Below are 16,554 nucleotides of genomic sequence, written 5' to 3'. Positions count from 1 at the left end.
GTTTTCTCTCAGGAACGGGCGAGCTTGCCTTCTTCGATGGCCAGACCGAGGATGTCCGCCTGCTCGGCGAGCGCGAGCGTGATCTCCAGGAAGAGCGACGCGTCGAGCGCGCGCACGGGATAACTCGTCGTGAGGAGGTACGTCTCGCCGTCGAGCGACATCTGGAAATCGGCCGCCGTGTTGATCCCGACCGCCTCGGCCGGCGGGAGCGCGGACAGCGGGCAAACCTCGCATTCGAGCGCGACCCATGACGCGCCCTCGCCCTCGCCTGCGGCGAACGCGGGCTCGAAGGCGCGCACGCGGACGCCCTTCTTGCGCGGCGGCTCCTCCCAGGAGACCGTGAGCGAAAACGATGTTTCGTCTCCTTCGATGGCCCCGAACGTACGCGCGGCGACGACACGGAGCGCTTCGAAGGCCTCTCCGACCTCGTCCTCGGTTTCCTCTTCGTCCGCCTCGTCCTCGTCGACGTCCTCCTCGTCCTCGTCCTCGTCCTCGTCCTCGTCGACGTCTTCCTCGTCTTCGTCTTCGAGATCCTCGTCCTCGTCTTCGTCGAATTCCTCGTCCTCGTCTTCCTCGTCTTCGCTTTCGTCCTCGTCGATCACCTCGAGCCGACGAAGGACATCCTCGACGATCTTGACGAGCACCGGCATGACGTAGGCGTTTCGCTCGAGATCTACGGCGAGCGTCGTCTCTTCGCCTTCGGCGGAGAGCGTGATCTCGGCGCTGGGGGTGTCCTCGCCTTCCGGCAATTCGGGATCTTCGGGTGCGCGGTGTTGCTCGACGAGCGCGCGCGACAGCGAGATCTCGATGCCGCAGAGGGGTTCGTCGGGGTCGTCGGCTGCGTCGAGCTCGACGAACGTGATGCGGGCGCCGGGGAACGCGGCGAGCGACTGCTCCAGCGTCAGGAGGAATCGCGGCAGTTCCAGGCCCTCGAAGGGCAGGGTGAAGGTCGACCAGTTCGACATGAGCGGCGCGGAGGATACACCTTCGCGGCCCGACGTCACGCGCGAACGGCCCGCGCCGCGCGGCGAAGCGCGCCCGCGATGGTGAGGCGCGCATCCGAATCCCGAACCAGGTGGAGGAGCAAACCGACCTGGCCCCCGGGCCGCAATGTTATGTTCCCCTCGGGAACGTGCCACGCTCGCAAGAGCTCGCGCCCGAGCGTGGCCGGGAGAAACGGGTCCGAAAGGCCGAGCACGGCGTGAATGCGCTCCGGCGGAATGCCGGGCTCGCTCGGAGGATCGAACACGTCCCGCAGGCAGGCGAGGGCTTCGCGGGTCCAGCCGGCTTCCAGGATCGCCCGAGACAGACCCATTCGCTCGGCGAGCGGTGCGTCGAGGATCGCCTCGTCGAGCCGGAGGGCCGCGCCGGCGAGGAAGACGGCGTCCGGACGCATCCCCCGCGGAAAACTCCGCGCGCGCCCGCAGACCGCCTGCGCCACGAGCGCCCCGGTGCTCGTGCCCCCGATGCCCACCACGCACGAACCGAGCTCGCGGGCCCACGCAATGAGCACCGCCATTTCCTGCGCGCCGGCTGCGCAGAGACGAAAAAGCCCCTCCGGCCCTGCCGAGAGAATCGCCTCGCCGCTCGCCTTTCCGGCGGGCGCGCGCCTCCCGTGCCACGGCGGCGCGAGCAGGATCACGCGATGCCCCCGCGCGGCGAGCCCTCGCCCCATCGCCTCCTCTTCGGGCCAGTACACGACATCGTCGCAAACCGTGAAGAGGCCGCCGGCGTAAATGAACGTCGCCGCGACCTCCTCGCGTCGCTCGGGCTCGAAGACCCGGGCGTGGACGACGTCGCCGATGCGCGAGGGGGAACGAAATCGAATCAGGTATTCGGGGCCGACGGGCCCCGGGAGCGAGCGGGAGCACTCGATCGCGGGCAGCTCCGCGGGCAAACCGTACAGCAGCTCCGGGCGCGCGATCTCCCGCGCCCACCGCGCCGCGACCTCGCCGGGCGACGGGACGTGGAAGGCGATCGGATCAAAAGGGACCTCGGCCGCGAAAAACCCGAGCGTCCGCTGGGGGATGAGGCACCGCCGCGTGCGCACGCGCCGCTCGATTTCCAGCCGGATGAGCTCCTCGCGCCCGGGCGGCGGCCAGGGTTCGCCCCAGAATGCGCGCTCCCAGCGGCGCGTGATTTCCTCGCGCGCCGCGTGCGCCCGCGCGAAGTGCACGAGCCCTCGGGCGAGGCGGCGCCGCATCTTCATCGACACCTCGTTTTTCACGCCGAGGCGCGCGATCAATTCGTCTGCGTCGGACGAGCCGAGGGCCGAGGCCATCGCGCCGAGGCGCAGGAGACGCAGCTCGAACGGCATACGTTCGAGCTTGAATCGTTCGTACGTGGGCGTATCGAGCAGGGCCCCGAGCGGGGAGCTGATCAGCCGGTGCACGGTCGGAGTCGGGAGCCGCGCTCGCATGAGACAGGTCTCCCCACCATGCACGCGGCTTGCCGCCGCATGTTCCCCCGGAGAGCGCTCCGCTACCGGAAAAATGCGCCGCCGGCAAACCGATACCGCCCGCGAAGCACGCAATCGTTCCTTTTCTCGATGGAGGCGCGCGCCGTACCCGACGTAGAATCGGCGCCATGCAAAGTCGCTCCGTTTTCGTCACGGCTTCCCTCGCGCTCGTTTCGATTCTCGCGGTTGGCGCCTGCACCGGCGTCATCGGCGGAGCAGGCGGCCGTGGCGAAGGGCCTGCCGAAGGTGACGGCGGTTCGGCGGGCGTGGGAAACGGCCCTGCGAGCAGCGGCGAAGGCGGGACGGGCGGCGCGGGCGTGGGCGGCGCGGGCGGCGGAGCAGGCGCAGGCGGCGCGGGGCAAGGCGCCGGGGGCGGAGGGGCCTCGTCCACGGCAAGCTCGGGCGGCGGCGCCGGCTGCGGGGACAAGGTTTGCGACGGCGGCGAGAGCTGCGAGACGTGCCCGATGGATTGCGGCGCGTGTTGTGGCAATGGCGTTTGCAGCGGCGGCGAGACGTGTATGACCTGCGCCACCGATTGCGGCGCCTGCGAGGCGTGCCTGGGCGCCGGCCCGGCCACGACCGCCCTCGACGCCGAGGAGCAGGGCTTTCTGGGCATCCTGAACGATTACCGCGCGCAGAATGGCCTCCCGCCGCTCGCGGCGTGCACCTCGCTGAACCGCGCCGCGCAGGGGCACAGCGAGGACATGCGCGACCAGAATTACTTCTCGCACGACGGAAAGAATGGTTCGAGTTTCAGCGACCGCGCGTGCGACGCCTGCTACGACCACGCGTGTCCCTTGCAGACCGCGATGGCCGAAAACATCGCCGCCGGCAACGGCACCGCGGACGCGACGTTCACGCAATGGAAAAACTCGGCCGGGCACAACGCGAACATGCTCGGCAGCTCGTACAAGGTGATCGGCATCGGCCGCGCGACCGACGGCGGCGATTACGGCGTGTACTGGACGACGGTCTTCGGCGGCGACACGGAGGCGAGCTGCAACTGAACCGCGGCGCTCAGGTGACCACGCGGAGCCGATTCCGCGGCTGGAACGAGGCGTGGCTGCCCGTCTGCGGGGCGCGCATCTCGGGATTCTGGGCGCGCGGCGCGGGCGCGCTCCAGACCCCGTAATCGGCCGAAAGCGGCCCCGGGAGCATCGGCTGCACGGTCCGTTCGAGGAGCTGAAAATCGTTGTTCGCTTCGAGCTCGAGCGGCGTGCCCCGGAGCGGCCCCGCCTGATCGAGCCACGCCTTCACCTTCTGCACGTTGCGCACGAGCACCCAGTGCTGCGGATCCTTGCGCCAGGCCTCCGTGAAGAGGTCTTGCATGTTCTTCCACGCGGAGCGCCGGGCCGCGATCACCGCGAGCATGTTCAGGCAAAGCCCGGGCAAGGGATGCCCGAGCTCGAGCGCCCGCGACGCGTGCCGCTCGGCCGCATCCAGGTTGTTTTCCCGGTAATGGGCGCTCGCGCAGTCGAGATGCGCCGGCGCGTGATCGCGGAGCCGCCCGAGGATCGCCTCGCATTCGGCCGCGTTCTCCCGGTAATGCTCGCGCAGGCCGCTGTTGTCGCGGAACCAGTCGCTCATGAGCTTCGTGTCCTCCTCGGAGGCATCGAACGGCACCTTGAGCTCCTGGAAATCGCCGCTGAAATAGACCTCGGGATCGAGCCAGCCGGAGGCCGTCGCCTCCTCGTAATCGCGCGTGCCCGGGTAAATCGAGAGGCACGAAAAAATGTACTGATGGGGCCGCGCGCGGTCGAGGAACGCGAGGGTCTCGCGGAACGTCTCGGCCGTCTCGCCGCGGTTGCCGAGCATCATGTAATAGCGGACCTTGATGCCGTACTTCTTCGCGAGCTCGGTCGAATCGATGATCTTCTGGACCGTGATCTTCTTGTCGACCGCCTTCAAGATCCGCGGCGAGCCACTCTCCACGCCGAGCGAGAGCCGCTCGCAACCCGCGAGGCGCATCTCGTAGAGCAGCTCCTCGCCGAGCACGTCGACGCGCGTGTCGCAGCTCCACAGGAATCGAATGTTCCGCTCCCGGATGCCGCGGCAGAGGTCGAGGACGCGTTTTCGGTTCGTGGTGAAGGTGTCGTCCTTGACGAGGATCATCTTCACGGGCAAACGCGCCACCGTCTTTTCGAGCACGTCGAGCACGTACGGCACCGATTGCCCACGAAACCCGCGCCCCCAGGTGTTCTCCGCCCCGCAGAACGTGCACGCCCACGGGCAGCCGCGCGACGTCATCAGGATGTGCGTGTCGAAAAACGAATGCGGCGAGGCGAGCGTGTCGAGATCCTCGACCGAGGCGCGGCTCGGGCCCATCTCGACGCGGCCTTCGAATCGATACGCCGCGCCCGGAAGTCCCCGCAGGCTGCGGCCCGCCGAAAGGCGATCCACGACCTCGAGGAACGTGACTTCACTCTCGCCGACCGTGGCGACGTCGACCTCGGGCCAATGTTCGAGGATCTCCTTCGCGAACGGGCTCGCGTGCGGGCCGCCGACGACGATCGGCGCCTTCGGCCGGCGCGCGCGGATCGCCTTCGCGACGAGCGCGACGCCGCGGCGGTTCGCGGTCCAGCACGACATCGCGTAGAGATCGGCGTCGAGCGTGGCGAGCACCTCCTCGACCTTCGCCCACGTCATCGCCGAGAGGTTCAGGACCTTGACCTGATGACCGGCGCGAATGGCCTGCGCCGCGATCGAGAGCAGGCCGTACGGGATCTGGTAGAAATCCGCGTCGAGATCCCCCTCGCGGTACTCGGCGGGCGGCCCGTCGCCGCGCGCGTCGTACGGCTCGCCGCGAGCCGGGATCTTCCAGGGCGGGGGATACAGGAGCGCAATACGCATCGGTGCCTCTCGACGGACCGATTGTAACGGGTCCAAAGCGCCCGGCGCGTCAAAAATCGCCCGTCACCGCTCGGAACGCCCGGTGAGATCGCCCCCTGGAAGGCGCAAAAAAAACGCGCCACGCGGACCTCGGGGGGGACAGGTCGACGCGCGGCGCGCGAGGACGTTGATAGCAGCGGGGTCCGGGGCGTGCAAGGCGCAGAAACCGGATCTCCGCGATTTCATTCGATCTTCATGCCCGGCGGCAACTCCCCGCTCCATACGGGGATCCCGCGCGCCGAAAGCTCACGTGCGAGCTCCTCGGCGCGCGCCGCTTGCCACGCCGGATCGCGTGTCCGGGCAAACCGCGGATCGGAGAACTCCGCTTCTGCCCCGAACGCGCCGCGCAGCACGTCGATGCTGACCGAACGAACGACGGGCGCGAGCGCGTCCGCGAGCGCGGGGATCGATCCTTCGAGGATCGGCTGGACGACGGCGAACGTGCGCACGCCATGCCGGGAGAAGGTGGAGAGGATGTCGAGCCGCTCCATGATGCTCGCCCCGCGCGGCTCGAAGAATCGGCGGACCTCTTCGTCGACCGTGGGAATCGAGACCCCGAGCCACGCCTCGGGGAGCGCGGCGAACACCGCGAGATCCTGCTCGACGAGGCGGCAGCGCGTGAGCACGAGGACGGGGCGCGCCGAGCGAGCGGCCCCGATCGTCTGGAGGCACGCGCGCGTGAGGCCATAACGGCGCTCGATCGGATGGTACGGATCACTCACGATCGGGCAGAACTTGATCGGCCACGGCGGGAGCCGTTCGAGCTCGTCCGCGAGCACCTCGGGTGCATTGATGCGCACGTCCACGTACGAGCCCCACGGCACCTCGGGCAAACGAGCGAGGCGGCGCGACTCGACGACACGCGTCTGCGCATAACAAAAGCGGCACCCGACGAGGCAGCCGACGTACGGGCTCAGGGTATGGTGCCGCTCGCCCGGCGCGCCGGCCGCGGTGAGCAAGCTGCTGACGCGTACTTCGCGCACGCGCGCACCCGCCTCTTCGAGCTCGCGCGCTTCGAACGCCTCGCGTTCGATCGCGGCGAGCACGTCCCGCTCGCTCGCGGATGCGCGCGCGGCGAGGGCCTTGCAAAGCGCGAGGCCGAGCGCGGGATCGACGTCGCCGCGGCCCGCGCCGTCGCGGTAGCGGAAGAGCAGGCGCTCGGTCCGCGCGGCGAAACGGCCTCCGTCTTCGACGCGGGCGATCTCGAGGTGCACGTCGCGCCCGCCGATGTCGACGGTCACGCGTAGCCCGAGCTCGGTCGAGAGCGCGGTGATCCGCGCGCCGTTCGTGAGCTCGTCCCCGGGCGCGAGGGGCGCGAGCAGGGCGCGGAGGTGGCGATCGAGATCCATGCGCGGCGGCGAACGATAACGTACCGGCGAGGCGAACGAAATAAGCTTGCCGACCGCCGCTTCCGGAAGCGGCGCGTGTTCTGGTAACATCGGGAACCGATGGAATGCCCTCGTTGCAAGATCGAGATGACGAACGACCCCTACCGCGGCGCCGAACAGCGCCATCACCGGCGTGAGCGGCTCGAAGCCGTCGCCCACGAGGCCGGCGTGGAGATCGATCGCTGCAGCGGATGCGGCGGCGTGTTCCTCGACCACGGCGAGCTCGCCAAGATTCAAACGGCCGCGGCCCACGGCGACACGAAGCCGACCCACGCCCCGACGACGGCCGTTCAGCGCGTCTACGCGCGCGCCCGCGAGCGCAGCGCCGCAGGGGAGGCCGAAGCCGCCGCGCTCGATTGTCCGGCCTGCGGCGGCGAGATGGCCGCGCGCAACTGGGGTTTTGGTTCCGAGGTGATGGTCGACACGTGTATCGAGTGCCGCGGCGTGTGGCTCGATTCCGGCGAGCTCGAGGCGCTCGAAGACCTGTTCCGTTAAAACCCGAGCCCGGCGTGCAGGCCGAGCTCGACCCATTCGAGGGGCGTGTAGACCGAATAGATCCCGCGATCGGTCGTGCTCTGCACGGCCACGTACCCTGCGTGCACGCCGACCCGGACGATCGACGCGCTGAAATCGACCGCTCCGCCCAGGTCGTACGTGGGTCCGCGGACATCCTGCTGCACGAGCGCGAGCCCGTAATGGGCGAAGATCGAGGGTTGCACCACGCCGCGCAAGGAAAGGCGCGCCCCCGCGACGCCGCGCATCGGGGTCTCGACGGCATTCAAGCGCAGGTAGGATCCCCCGAGCTCCGGGGTGATCGCGAACGGCCCGAGGTTCGCACGATATCCGATCCGACCGCCGATACCGCTGCCGACATCGCCGAGGGGGCCTCCGCCGCTCGTCACGACGCCCACGTTCATGTCGGCGTTCACCGAAAGGCCAGCCCGGGCCGTGGAAGGGATGAACCCCACCACGCCAAAACCAGTGATCACGGAAATCAGGAAAAGGTTTCGGCGCATGTTTGCCTCCTGGGACGGTCTTCGGCAAACGTAAGCACGTCCGGCGCCGACCCAGGAGGCATACAGCCCGAGCTTTGAAATGCGTCCCCGGCGGCGGATCCGCGTTTCAGGCGGCCTCGGCCTTGGCCCAGTCCTCGACCTCGTAAAGGAAGCGCGTGCCGCCGATGAGCTTGCGGTTGTACGAGGTGCTCTGCACGAACACGACGTATTTCTCCAGGCTCGCGGGCTTGATGCGCACGGTCGCGCCGGGCGGCAATCCGAGCATCTCGCGGGCGCGCTCGCCGCTGTAGAGATCGCCGGTCTTGCGGTCCATGAGCACCACCTCCTTGTGCCCCTGGATCGTCTCGGTCTTCATGAACTCGTAGAAGCCGCGGCCCGCCTTGAAGGTGAGGCCGTTTTCCAGGACGAACTGCTTGATGGGCATGTCGCGGTCCACCTCGAGCGCCTGGAACCGGCCGGGCGGCACGGCGCGCAGGTCGGTGTCGCCGTATTCGGCGGACGCCTCGCGCTTCATCATCGTGCCGAACATCTTGTCGAGGCCGCGGTTCATGCGGCCCTGCTTCTTCACCTCGCGCTCGTAATCCTGGAGCCTCTCGTCGGACGATTGCTTGTAGCAAACCGCGAGGATCATGTCGGTCACGTAGGCGAACTGGTCGAGGCCGATGTGGAAGCCGCCGCTCTTTCGCGCGAGCTCGGCGTAAAACGGCGTCGCGTGACGGCGGCCCAGGCATTGCACGCCGTAGACCGGAATCCCGGCCGCGCCGAGCGCGTCGACCTCGCTGCGCCAATCGAGCTTCTTCGGGTTCTGGTTCGGGCCGTGTGGCACGTCGTCGCCGATGAGGACGAAGACCTTCGTGTAATCCTTGGTCCACGACATCGACCGCGCCTCGTGCAGGACGAGCTCGTAACACTCGGGCGCGTCGCCGCCGCCCGTGGGGCCGACCTTCTCCACGAAACGCACGATCGCGTCGCCGTCGTCGGTCAAATCGAGGGCCTTCGTCACGTACGTCGAACCGGCGTCGCAATAATCGCCGTGGGCGATGATGCCGATCCGGATCCCCGGGATCTCCTTCATCAATCGCCGCACCGTCTCGCCGACCTTGCGGCGAACCTGCGTCAAGCAGGGGTACATGCTGCCGGTGGTGTCGAAAGAAAAGACGACCTCGATCCTGTTGTCGATCATGCCCAAGCCCTCCGATTCGTCGCGACCGCGTCGCGATTGGTTCGTCCAATGTGCGGCCATTCGACGCGATTGTCCATTGACGATTCAGGTGGGTCGGACATTGTTCGACACAGCGTTCCGCAATGGCGAACCGTGTTCCGCGATTGCCGCGAAAATGCGACAGAATCACGATAGGACATTGTTCGTCATAGACAGGGGACGACCACGGCGCGCCTCCGCTTTACGAGCGGACGCCCCTCCGGTAGCGTCGCGCGCCCCGGGCGTTCCGCGCGCCTGCCCTTGCGGCCCTCGGCTTGCAGGGCGTATGAAGACGGCCCCCTCCGGCCTATCCGCGCACGATGAGCCTCTCCCCCGCGATCGAGGTCCGCGACCTCTCGAAGCGCTTCGGCGACGTCGAGGCCGTCCGCGGCGTGAGCTTCACCGTGCAGGAAGGCGAGATATTCGGGTTTCTCGGGCCGAACGGCGCCGGCAAGACCACGACGATCAAGATGCTCTGCACGCTGCTCGCGCCGACGAGCGGCGCCCTCCGCCTCGCCGGCTTCGACGTCACGAAACGCCCCGAGGACGTGCGGCGATCGATCGGCGTGATCTTTCAAGATCCGTCCCTCGACGATCGCCTCACCGCAGAGGAGAACCTCGAGCTGCACGCCGTCGTGTACGGCGTGCCCCGCGCCGAGCGTCGCGCGCGCCTCGACGAGGCCCTCGCGTTCGTGGAGCTCTCCGATCGAAGAAAAGATCTGGTGCGCACGTTCTCGGGCGGCATGAAGCGCAGGCTCGAGATCGCCCGCGGCCTCGTGCATCGCCCGCGCGTGCTCTTCCTCGATGAGCCGACGACCGGACTCGATCCGCAGACGCGGAAAGCCACCTGGGAGGTGCTGCGGGACTTGCGCGACCGGAACGGGATGACGCTGTTCCTGACGACCCATTACATGGACGAGGCCGAGAACTGCGATCGAATCGCGGTGATCGATCACGGGCGGATCGTGGCCGAGGACAGCCCCGAGGCGCTGAAGCGCGCCGTCGGAAAGGACGTGGTGTTCGTACGGACGAACGAGCCGGCGGCGCTCTGCGCGGTGCTCGCCGAGCGCTACGGCCTCACGCCGGATCGGACGGAGGAAGGGCTCTGCTTCCGCGTGGAGGACGGCGAGGCGTTCGTGGTGCGTCTCGTGTCCGAGGTGCGCGTCGCCGTCACGGGCATCGCCGTGCGCCGCCCGACGCTCGACGACGTGTTCCTCGCGCTCACGGGCCGTCAGATCCGGAACGGAAACGGCGAAGCCGGACGCGACACGATGCGCGCCATGGCGCGGCGGAGATGAGCATGCGCGCGGAGGTCGTCTACCACCTCGCCCGCCGCGACGTCGTGAAGTTCCTGCGCGACCGGCAGAACCTCGTCGCGACGCTCGTGCGGCCGCTGCTCTGGATCCTCGCCGTCGGCTTCGGGCTTCGGCGAGCGTTCGACACCGGCGCGATCGGCGTCGACTTCGTCTCCTTCCTCGTGCCCGGCGTGGCCACGATGGCCGTGCTGTTCTCCAGCATGTTCTCCGCGATCTCGATCGTGTGGGATCGCGAGTTCGGGTTCCTGAAGGAGCTGCTCGTCGCGCCCGTCCCACGCGCCACGCTGGTCTTCGCGAAGATGATCTCCGCGAGCGTGACCGCGCTCATCGAGGTCTCGGTGGTGCTCCTCGTCTCGCCGCTCTTTGGCGCGCGGATCGATCCGCTCGGCGCGCTCCTCGCGATCCCCGTGCTCGTCGCCTTCGGCATGTCCGTGAGCGCGCTCGGGATCACCGTGGCCTCGCGCATGAAGACGTTCGAGGGCTTCGGCGGGATCGTGAACTTCCTGATCCAGCCGGTGTTCTTCTTCTCCGGCGCGCTTTACCCACTCGAAGGCTTGCCGCCCGCGCTCGCGGCCGTGGTGCGGCTGAACCCGATGTCGTATGCGGTTGACGCGACGCGGGGCCTCTGCGTCGGGGTGCACCATTTCCCGATCCCGCTCGACGCGGGCGTCGTGCTCGGGACGCTCGCCCTGCTCGGTACCCTCGCGGTACGCTCGTTCTCACGGATGCAGGCGTGAATCCCCGCGCCCGCCGCGGCGCCGCCGCAAGTTCTTGACGCCCGCGCGCACGAATTCCATACGTCGAGGAGCGTCGTTCCGATCGAAATGCGAAGGCTCCACCGCCGCCCTGCCCTCCCTGCCTTGCTCCTCGCCGTGTCCCTCGCGCTCTCCGCGGCGGGCTGCGGACGCGCTTACAAGCGCGCGATGGAGCGCGGCGACACCTTCGCCCGCGCCGGCGACTGGGACGCGGCGGCAGCGGAGTACGAGCGCGCGACACGCATCGATCCGGACGAGGCCGAGGCGCAGCGCAGGCTCGCGAGCGCGCGGCGCAAGCAGTCGGAGGCGCGCACGGTCGAGAGCCGCGAGGCGCTCTCGCGCGGAGAGCTCGAAAAGGCGCTGTTCCTCGCGCGCGACGCGGCCCTGTTCGATCCGGTGAACCAGGAGGCGCGCCGCGCCTACGTCGAGGCGCGCGCCGCCGTCTTCAAGCGCGCCGAGGAGCTGCTCGCGAGCGGCCACGACGACGCGGCCCTCGCCCTCGCGCGCGCGGCGCGGAAATGCGACCCGAACGATCAGGCCGCCGCCGTCCTCGAAGGTCGCATCCTCGATCGGATGGCGACACGCGCCTACGACCGCGCCCTCAAGTATGCCGCCGAGGGCAAACGTGGCAACGCCGTGCTCGCGTTCCGTGACGTCGAGGCCGCCCGCCCAGGCTTCCGCGACGCGAAGCAACGCGCCGAGGAGATTCGCCGCGCGCTCGAAGACGAGCTCCGCTTCTACCTCGTGATCGAAAAACCCGCGGACACGAAGGCGAGCGGCGTCTCCGCGCTCGTCGCGTCCGAGCTCCTCCGGTGGAAGGGCGACTCGCGCGCGCGGCTCGTCGTCGCGACCGCTCAAGAGCCGCCGCCGAACGCCGCCGGCGTACGCATCCAGGCCGCCTTCGACACCATCAACCGCGGCCACGACGTCGCCACGCAAGCTCGCACCTGCGATTACGTGTGCGGCACCGATCGCCTCCCGAACCCCGCCTACGACGCCGCCTCGCGCGAGGTCGACGAAGCCGAACGGCGCGCGCGCACCGCGGAGAGCAACGCCCGCCGCGCGAAGAAGATCGTCGAGGACGCGCGCCGCGCCCTCTCGTTCGCGACGAACGCACACGACCGCGCCAAGGCCGACGAGAAGCGCCTCGACCGCGAGCTCGATCAGTGCCGCGCGACGCAAAAGCCGCCCGCCGACTGCAAGGTCGAGTCGGATCGGTACGACGAGGCGCGACGCGCGCGGAGAGACGCGGAGACCCGCGAGGACGAGGCGAAACGAGAGCTCGACCGCCGGGAGCAGGAGTTCACGGACGCGCAGCAGAAGGTCTCGAACGAGCGCGACACCTGGGACCGCGCCGTCGCAGAGCTCCGCAGGACGCCCACGACGGTCCTCGTCGATCGCATCTGCACGCACAACTACGGCGTCGAGCTGCACACGTGGAGCGCGGCCACTTCACTCGCGCTCCGCGCCCACGTCCTCGGCGACGCGAACGCCGTGACCTTGCCGCCGGATCCGATCACGACGCGCGCGACGGACGAGACCTTCCGCGCCGAGTCGGGTCGCTGCCGGGAGGTCGCCGCGGGGGACCCTCTGCGCGTCCCGTCCGACGCGGACATCGAGGCCGCGCTCGCCACGCGCGCGGTCGAGAAGATCCGCGGGCAGGTGTTCGTCTGGTACGCGGGGTACGTCCAGAGCTACGCGGACGATCACGCGCGGGAGAAAGCGGCGGGGCGAACCGAGGAGGCCAACGAGGCCTGGGTCCGCCACCTGCTCACGGGCCCGGGCCTTCCCCCGATCGGCCGCTGACGAGCGCGCTGCGCGCCGCGAGCACCCGCGCTGCGGCCTTCTCCGCGGTCTCTGCCATCGCCACGAGGTGCCCCATCTTCCGACCCGGGCGCGCCTCGGTTTTTCCGTACAGATGAATCTTCACGTCCGGGAACGCCGCGACCCGCTCCCATTGCGGCTCGCCGTGCGCCCAGAGGTCCCCGAGCAGATTCGCCATGGCCGCGGGCCGGAGCAGCGTGGGCTCGCCGAGGGGCAAACCGCAGACGGCCCGCAATTGTTGCTCGAACTGGCTCGTCACGCAGGCGTCGAACGTGTAATGCCCCGAGTTGTGCGGCCGCGGGGCGAGCTCGTTCACCACGATGTCGCCGTTTGGCAGGTAAAACATCTCCACGCCGAGCACACCCACGAGGTCGATCGCCTTCGCGATGTCCGAGGCGAGCTCCGTCGCGCGCGCCCGCGCCATCGCGGGCACGCCCGCGGGCGCGAGCGAGACATCCAGGATGTGCCGCGCATGCCGATTCTCGGCGACCTCGAAGGGGACGATGTCTCCCTCGCGCGAACGCGCGACGACCACGGAGAGCTCACACGCGAACGGGACGAACGCTTCGAGCACGCCGAGCTTTCCGGCGAGCGCCTCGAACGCGCGGCCCGCGGCCTCGGGCGTGTCGATCCGGACCTGGCCTTTGCCGTCGTATCCGAACTCCGCCGTCTTCAGGATCGCCGGTGTGCCGAGACGAACGAGTGCTTCGCGCAGATCGTCCTCCGTCCGGATCTCGGCGAAGCCCGCCACGGGAAAACCGCCTTTCGCGAGAAAACGCTTTTCGTGCAGCCGGTGGCGGCACGTATCGAGCACGGCCGGCGAAGGGTGCACGGGCCGGAGCTCGGCGACGGCGGCGAGCGTCTCGGAGGGGACGTTTTCGAACTCGAACGTCACGACGTCGACCGCCTCGGCGAAGCGCCGCGCCGCGTCCACGTCCTCGTACGGCGCGACGACCTCGACGTCCGCGACCTGGCCTGCGGGCCCGTCCTGCGAGGGGTCGAGCGCGTGCACGCGGTAGCCCATGCGCCGCGCCGCGATCGCGAACATGCGGCCGAGCTGTCCGCCGCCCAGAATGCCCACGGTGCGTCCGGGGAGAATGGGGCCGCCGGAGGTCACGTCGTCAAACCTCGCTTTCGAGCGCGGCCCGGGTCTGCTCCGCGCGGAAGGCCTTGATGCGCTCGCGCAGCGGGGCGTCGGTGAGCGCGAGGATGGAAGCGGCGAGGAGCGCGGCGTTCTTCGCGCCCGCGTCCCCGATCGCCAGGGTCCCGACCGGGATGCCGCCCGGCATCTGCACGATGGAAAGCAGCGAGTCGAGCCCGTGCAGGGCGTGCGAGAGGATCGGCACCCCGAGCACGGGCAGGACGGTCTTCGCGGCCACCATCCCGGGCAAGTGCGCGGCGCCGCCCGCGCCGGCGATGATCACCTGCAGGCCGCGCGCCTCGGCCTCCTCCGCGTAACGGAAGAGGAGGTCCGGCGTGCGGTGCGCGCTGACCACGCGCATCTCGTACGGCACCTCCAGGCGATCGAGCATCTCGGCCGCTTTTCGCAGGGTCGGCGCGTCGCTCGTGCTGCCCATGATGATCCCCACGCGGGGGGCGCGCTGCGTCATGGCGCGTGTTCTAGTCGGTTTCGGGGCGCACGTCACCGAACTCGGACGTCGAGTCCGACCGCCCGGTGAAACGAGCGGACGGACCCGGGCCCGTGCGCCTTCCCAGGGGTCCCCGAGCCCAGCACGAGCTCGGGGACCACGGGGGTCTTCGGGTTTGCCGAAGGCGAGGCGCCTTCGATCAGTCCCAGCCGGCGCCGCAGGGCCCGATGTCGTTGAACGCGAACTCGCGACCGGCGATGTAGAGCCTCATGCGGCGGAAATCGAGGCCGCCCGCGTAGGCGCCGGCGCCGTCGCAGAAATCGCCGTAGTAGTCATTGAGATCGAGCGCGCCCTGCCAGATGTTGCCCTGGAGCGGCGTGGCGTAGTAGCCGCCGACTTGGACGTCACTGAAGTACGCGTCTTTGTTGTACCACCCGCCGCCGGCGCCGCCGCAGGTCGCGCCGCCCGTGAGGAACGCGTACATCTCGATCTCGTCCTCCAGGCACTCGTCGACCGCGAAACGGCAGAAAATCTGCTGGCCGTCGAAGCAGACGTCGACGTCACCGAACACGAGATCGTCGACGGGGCCGGGGAGGCCGCAGTCGACGCCGGGGGCGCAGCCGCCGCCGTAAGGCCCATAGCCGCCGTAGCCGTAGCCGCCGCCCCAGTCGTAGATCCGGCCCTTGCCGCCGTAGTACCCGCCGCGGGGGCCGTACCCGCGGTATCCATATCCATACCCGCCGCGATAGCCAGGTCCGCCGTATCCATATCCGCCGTAATATCCAGGACCGAACCCGTCATCATCGACGCCCCAAGCACCCGTACCCGCAAGCGCCTGCCCGGAAGCGGCGAGGAGCATGGCAGAAGCGAATGCGGCGGAAAGGATCCCGAGCGACTTCTTCATGAAAACCCCCTTTTCGGTTCTCTGCCTCCTCTCGCGTCAAACATCGACGCGAGAAGGGCCGGCGTCTCATTACATCAAGCAGCGGCTCGCCGGCGGGCCGCGCGACCCGAAGCATTGCAAGGTCGCGGCCGCGCGGATGACGCGCCGTGGTCGTTCGGAAGCGTGCGATATGGGGTCGCACGCCGGCTACGCACCACGGCCGCGAACGTATTTCGGTCCGCGGACATACGCACGCCGTGCAATGAGAAACCATACCGCCCCGCCTGCGCCGCGCGCCCGGATCGAGGACGGAGCCGCGCGCCCCGCGCGAACGGGTGAAGGCGGCCCGGACGCCGCGGCGGCGTGGGGATCGTCGGGAACGTCCCCTCAGCCGAATCGCTCGAGCGCCTCTCCCACGGTGGAAAGGCGCCGCGCGCGGAGCAGGCCTCCTTCGAGGAGCTCGGCGCGGACCGGATCGACGAGGTGCGTGTCCGTCGGCCGGCCTTCGAGATCGGCGCAAAGCACGTCGAGCAGGACGCCGTCGGTCTCGGCGACGTGCCAGTGCACGTTGTCGCGCTCGTCGGAGATGCTCGTCGCCTCGCCCGGGCCGAGGACCCGATCGATCGTGGGCCGGAGGACGATACCGCCGGGCTCGTCGCGCACGCGATCGTAATGGCGGACGCGGAATCGACCCCGGAGCACGTAATGCATCGAGACCATGTTGTCGTGCGCGTGCGGCGGGTTCGCCCGGCCGGCGCGCAGGACGAAGAGCTTCGTCACGAGCCGCGGACCGTCGTCTCCGGGCAGCGTGGTCGAGAACGGTACGACCGCGGCGCCGCGACTCGCCGCGGGCGCGCGCGCGAGGAGCGATTCGATGTCGATGGCGCGGGCGATTTCTTCCGGCGTGACGCCGCGGAAGGCCTGCTCCACGAGCTCCTGCCACGTCGCGGACGAAAATCGCCCCTCGGCGAGGGCACGGGAGGCCTCACGGGCGGCAAGAAAGACATTCTCTGCGGCACGACGCTCGGCGGATGCGGCCGCGCCCGAGAAGAGGGTGTACCGGGCCAGGGCGCCGAGGGCCGCGGTGAGGCACGCGCCCATTGCGACGCGTCGCCCGATGCGACGATCGGCGCGCAGAGCCCCCATGGCCGAGGGCCTACCCGGGAGCACGAACGTGCGCGTTTCGCTGGGCATGGATATGCCCGCATTACGAGACGCAGGGCCGAAAGTCAAGA

The 16,554-nt window shown here is 69.3% G+C and carries 15 protein-coding genes; 5 read left to right on the top strand and 10 right to left on the bottom strand.

Going from position 1 to position 16,554, the window contains the following annotated elements:
- Positions 1-8: 8 nt before the first annotated feature.
- Both KEG38_RS14745 and KEG38_RS14740 read right to left on the bottom strand, forming a co-directional pair.
- Complete coding sequence (locus KEG38_RS14745) at positions 9-965, bottom strand: hypothetical protein (protein ID WP_272420071.1); 957 nt, start codon at positions 963-965, stop codon at positions 9-11.
- A gap of 35 nt (positions 966-1,000) precedes the next feature.
- The gene (locus KEG38_RS14740) at positions 1,001-2,392 is read right to left on the bottom strand and encodes an alpha/beta fold hydrolase (protein WP_272420070.1); all 1,392 of its coding nucleotides are present in this window, start codon (positions 2,390-2,392) and stop codon (positions 1,001-1,003) included.
- A gap of 194 nt (positions 2,393-2,586) precedes the next feature.
- On the opposite strand from KEG38_RS14740, the gene KEG38_RS14735 reads away from it, so the two are divergent.
- Positions 2,587-3,465 (top strand): CAP domain-containing protein, encoded by an 879-nt coding sequence (locus tag KEG38_RS14735; RefSeq protein WP_272420069.1) that lies wholly within the window; start codon positions 2,587-2,589, stop codon positions 3,463-3,465.
- Positions 3,466-3,475: 10 nt separating this feature from the next.
- Here the strand turns inward: KEG38_RS14735 and KEG38_RS14730 are convergent, their stop codons facing one another.
- Both KEG38_RS14730 and KEG38_RS14725 read right to left on the bottom strand, forming a co-directional pair.
- The gene (locus tag KEG38_RS14730; RefSeq protein WP_272420068.1) at positions 3,476-5,308 is read right to left on the bottom strand and encodes a B12-binding domain-containing radical SAM protein; all 1,833 of its coding nucleotides are present in this window, start codon (positions 5,306-5,308) and stop codon (positions 3,476-3,478) included.
- Between the two features lie 221 nt (positions 5,309-5,529).
- Entirely contained in the window at positions 5,530-6,786 is a 1,257-nt protein-coding gene (locus KEG38_RS14725; protein ID WP_272420067.1) for an SPL family radical SAM protein, read from the bottom strand.
- Positions 6,787-6,795: 9 nt separating this feature from the next.
- On the opposite strand from KEG38_RS14725, the gene KEG38_RS14720 reads away from it, so the two are divergent.
- Positions 6,796-7,230 carry a TFIIB-type zinc ribbon-containing protein gene (locus tag KEG38_RS14720; protein WP_272420066.1) on the top strand — a complete coding sequence of 145 codons (435 nt, stop codon included), beginning with the start codon at positions 6,796-6,798 and terminating at the stop codon, positions 7,228-7,230.
- On the opposite strand, the gene KEG38_RS14715 is transcribed toward KEG38_RS14720, so the two are convergent.
- Positions 7,227-7,751, bottom strand: a complete 525-nt coding sequence (locus KEG38_RS14715; protein WP_272420065.1) for a hypothetical protein — start codon at positions 7,749-7,751, stop codon at positions 7,227-7,229. The two genes, KEG38_RS14720 and KEG38_RS14715, sit on opposite strands and share 4 nt — an antisense overlap.
- 106 nt (positions 7,752-7,857) lie before the next feature.
- Complete coding sequence (locus KEG38_RS14710) at positions 7,858-8,934, bottom strand: vWA domain-containing protein (RefSeq protein ID WP_272420064.1); 1,077 nt, start codon at positions 8,932-8,934, stop codon at positions 7,858-7,860.
- Positions 8,935-9,272: 338 nt separating this feature from the next.
- On the opposite strand from KEG38_RS14710, the gene KEG38_RS14705 reads away from it, so the two are divergent.
- From KEG38_RS14705 to KEG38_RS14695, 3 genes are all read left to right on the top strand, one after another.
- The gene (locus KEG38_RS14705) at positions 9,273-10,250 is read left to right on the top strand and encodes an ATP-binding cassette domain-containing protein (protein WP_272420063.1); all 978 of its coding nucleotides are present in this window, start codon (positions 9,273-9,275) and stop codon (positions 10,248-10,250) included.
- On the top strand, positions 10,247-11,005 hold the full coding sequence (locus KEG38_RS14700) for an ABC transporter permease (RefSeq protein ID WP_272420062.1): 759 nt from the start codon (positions 10,247-10,249) through the stop codon (positions 11,003-11,005). The genes KEG38_RS14705 and KEG38_RS14700 overlap by 4 nt, the downstream gene beginning before the upstream one ends.
- A 135-nt stretch (positions 11,006-11,140) precedes the next feature.
- Positions 11,141-12,829 (top strand): tetratricopeptide repeat protein, encoded by a 1,689-nt coding sequence (locus tag KEG38_RS14695; protein WP_272420061.1) that lies wholly within the window; start codon positions 11,141-11,143, stop codon positions 12,827-12,829.
- Here KEG38_RS14695 and KEG38_RS14690 read toward each other — a convergent pair.
- The 4 genes from KEG38_RS14690 to KEG38_RS14675 all read right to left on the bottom strand — a co-directional run bounded on the left by KEG38_RS14690 (position 12,795) and on the right by KEG38_RS14675 (position 16,513).
- Positions 12,795-13,964 carry a 5-(carboxyamino)imidazole ribonucleotide synthase gene (locus KEG38_RS14690; protein ID WP_272420060.1) on the bottom strand — a complete coding sequence of 390 codons (1,170 nt, stop codon included), beginning with the start codon at positions 13,962-13,964 and terminating at the stop codon, positions 12,795-12,797. The two genes, KEG38_RS14695 and KEG38_RS14690, sit on opposite strands and share 35 nt — an antisense overlap.
- Positions 13,965-13,968: 4 nt before the next feature.
- Positions 13,969-14,457 carry a 5-(carboxyamino)imidazole ribonucleotide mutase gene (gene purE, locus KEG38_RS14685; RefSeq protein ID WP_272420059.1) on the bottom strand — a complete coding sequence of 163 codons (489 nt, stop codon included), beginning with the start codon at positions 14,455-14,457 and terminating at the stop codon, positions 13,969-13,971.
- A 178-nt stretch (positions 14,458-14,635) separates the two neighbouring features.
- Entirely contained in the window at positions 14,636-15,340 is a 705-nt protein-coding gene (locus KEG38_RS14680; protein ID WP_272420058.1) for a hypothetical protein, read from the bottom strand.
- A gap of 366 nt (positions 15,341-15,706) precedes the next feature.
- Positions 15,707-16,513: a cupin domain-containing protein gene (locus KEG38_RS14675; RefSeq protein WP_272420057.1), complete on the bottom strand. Its 807-nt coding sequence runs from the start codon at positions 16,511-16,513 to the stop codon at positions 15,707-15,709.
- Positions 16,514-16,554: the final 41 nt, after the last annotated feature.

It is taken from the genome of Polyangium jinanense (assembly GCF_028435265.1).
GTDB classification, from domain to species: domain Bacteria; phylum Myxococcota_A; class Polyangia; order Polyangiales; family Polyangiaceae; genus Polyangium; species Polyangium jinanense.
This window is presented reverse-complemented; position numbering and strand designations above follow the sequence as displayed.

What these genes read in the sequence shown, in the direction of transcription:
- KEG38_RS14745 (WP_272420071.1), bottom strand. Translation starts at nt 965, where the DNA reads ATGTCGAACTGGTCGACCTTCACCCTGCCCTTCGAGGGCCTGGAACTG.
- KEG38_RS14735 (WP_272420069.1), top strand. Translation starts at nt 2,587, where the DNA reads ATGCAAAGTCGCTCCGTTTTCGTCACGGCTTCCCTCGCGCTCGTTTCG.
- KEG38_RS14730 (WP_272420068.1), bottom strand. Translation starts at nt 5,308, where the DNA reads ATGCGTATTGCGCTCCTGTATCCCCCGCCCTGGAAGATCCCGGCTCGC.
- KEG38_RS14725 (WP_272420067.1), bottom strand. Translation starts at nt 6,786, where the DNA reads ATGTTACCAGAACACGCGCCGCTTCCGGAAGCGGCGGTCGGCAAGCTT.
- KEG38_RS14720 (WP_272420066.1), top strand. Translation starts at nt 6,796, where the DNA reads ATGGAATGCCCTCGTTGCAAGATCGAGATGACGAACGACCCCTACCGC.
- KEG38_RS14715 (WP_272420065.1), bottom strand. Translation starts at nt 7,751, where the DNA reads ATGCGCCGAAACCTTTTCCTGATTTCCGTGATCACTGGTTTTGGCGTG.
- KEG38_RS14710 (WP_272420064.1), bottom strand. Translation starts at nt 8,934, where the DNA reads ATGATCGACAACAGGATCGAGGTCGTCTTTTCTTTCGACACCACCGGC.
- KEG38_RS14705 (WP_272420063.1), top strand. Translation starts at nt 9,273, where the DNA reads ATGAGCCTCTCCCCCGCGATCGAGGTCCGCGACCTCTCGAAGCGCTTC.
- KEG38_RS14700 (WP_272420062.1), top strand. Translation starts at nt 10,247, where the DNA reads ATGAGCATGCGCGCGGAGGTCGTCTACCACCTCGCCCGCCGCGACGTC.
- purE (WP_272420059.1), bottom strand. Translation starts at nt 14,457, where the DNA reads ATGACGCAGCGCGCCCCCCGCGTGGGGATCATCATGGGCAGCACGAGC.
- KEG38_RS14680 (WP_272420058.1), bottom strand. Translation starts at nt 15,340, where the DNA reads ATGAAGAAGTCGCTCGGGATCCTTTCCGCCGCATTCGCTTCTGCCATG.
- KEG38_RS14675 (WP_272420057.1), bottom strand. Translation starts at nt 16,513, where the DNA reads ATGCCCAGCGAAACGCGCACGTTCGTGCTCCCGGGTAGGCCCTCGGCC.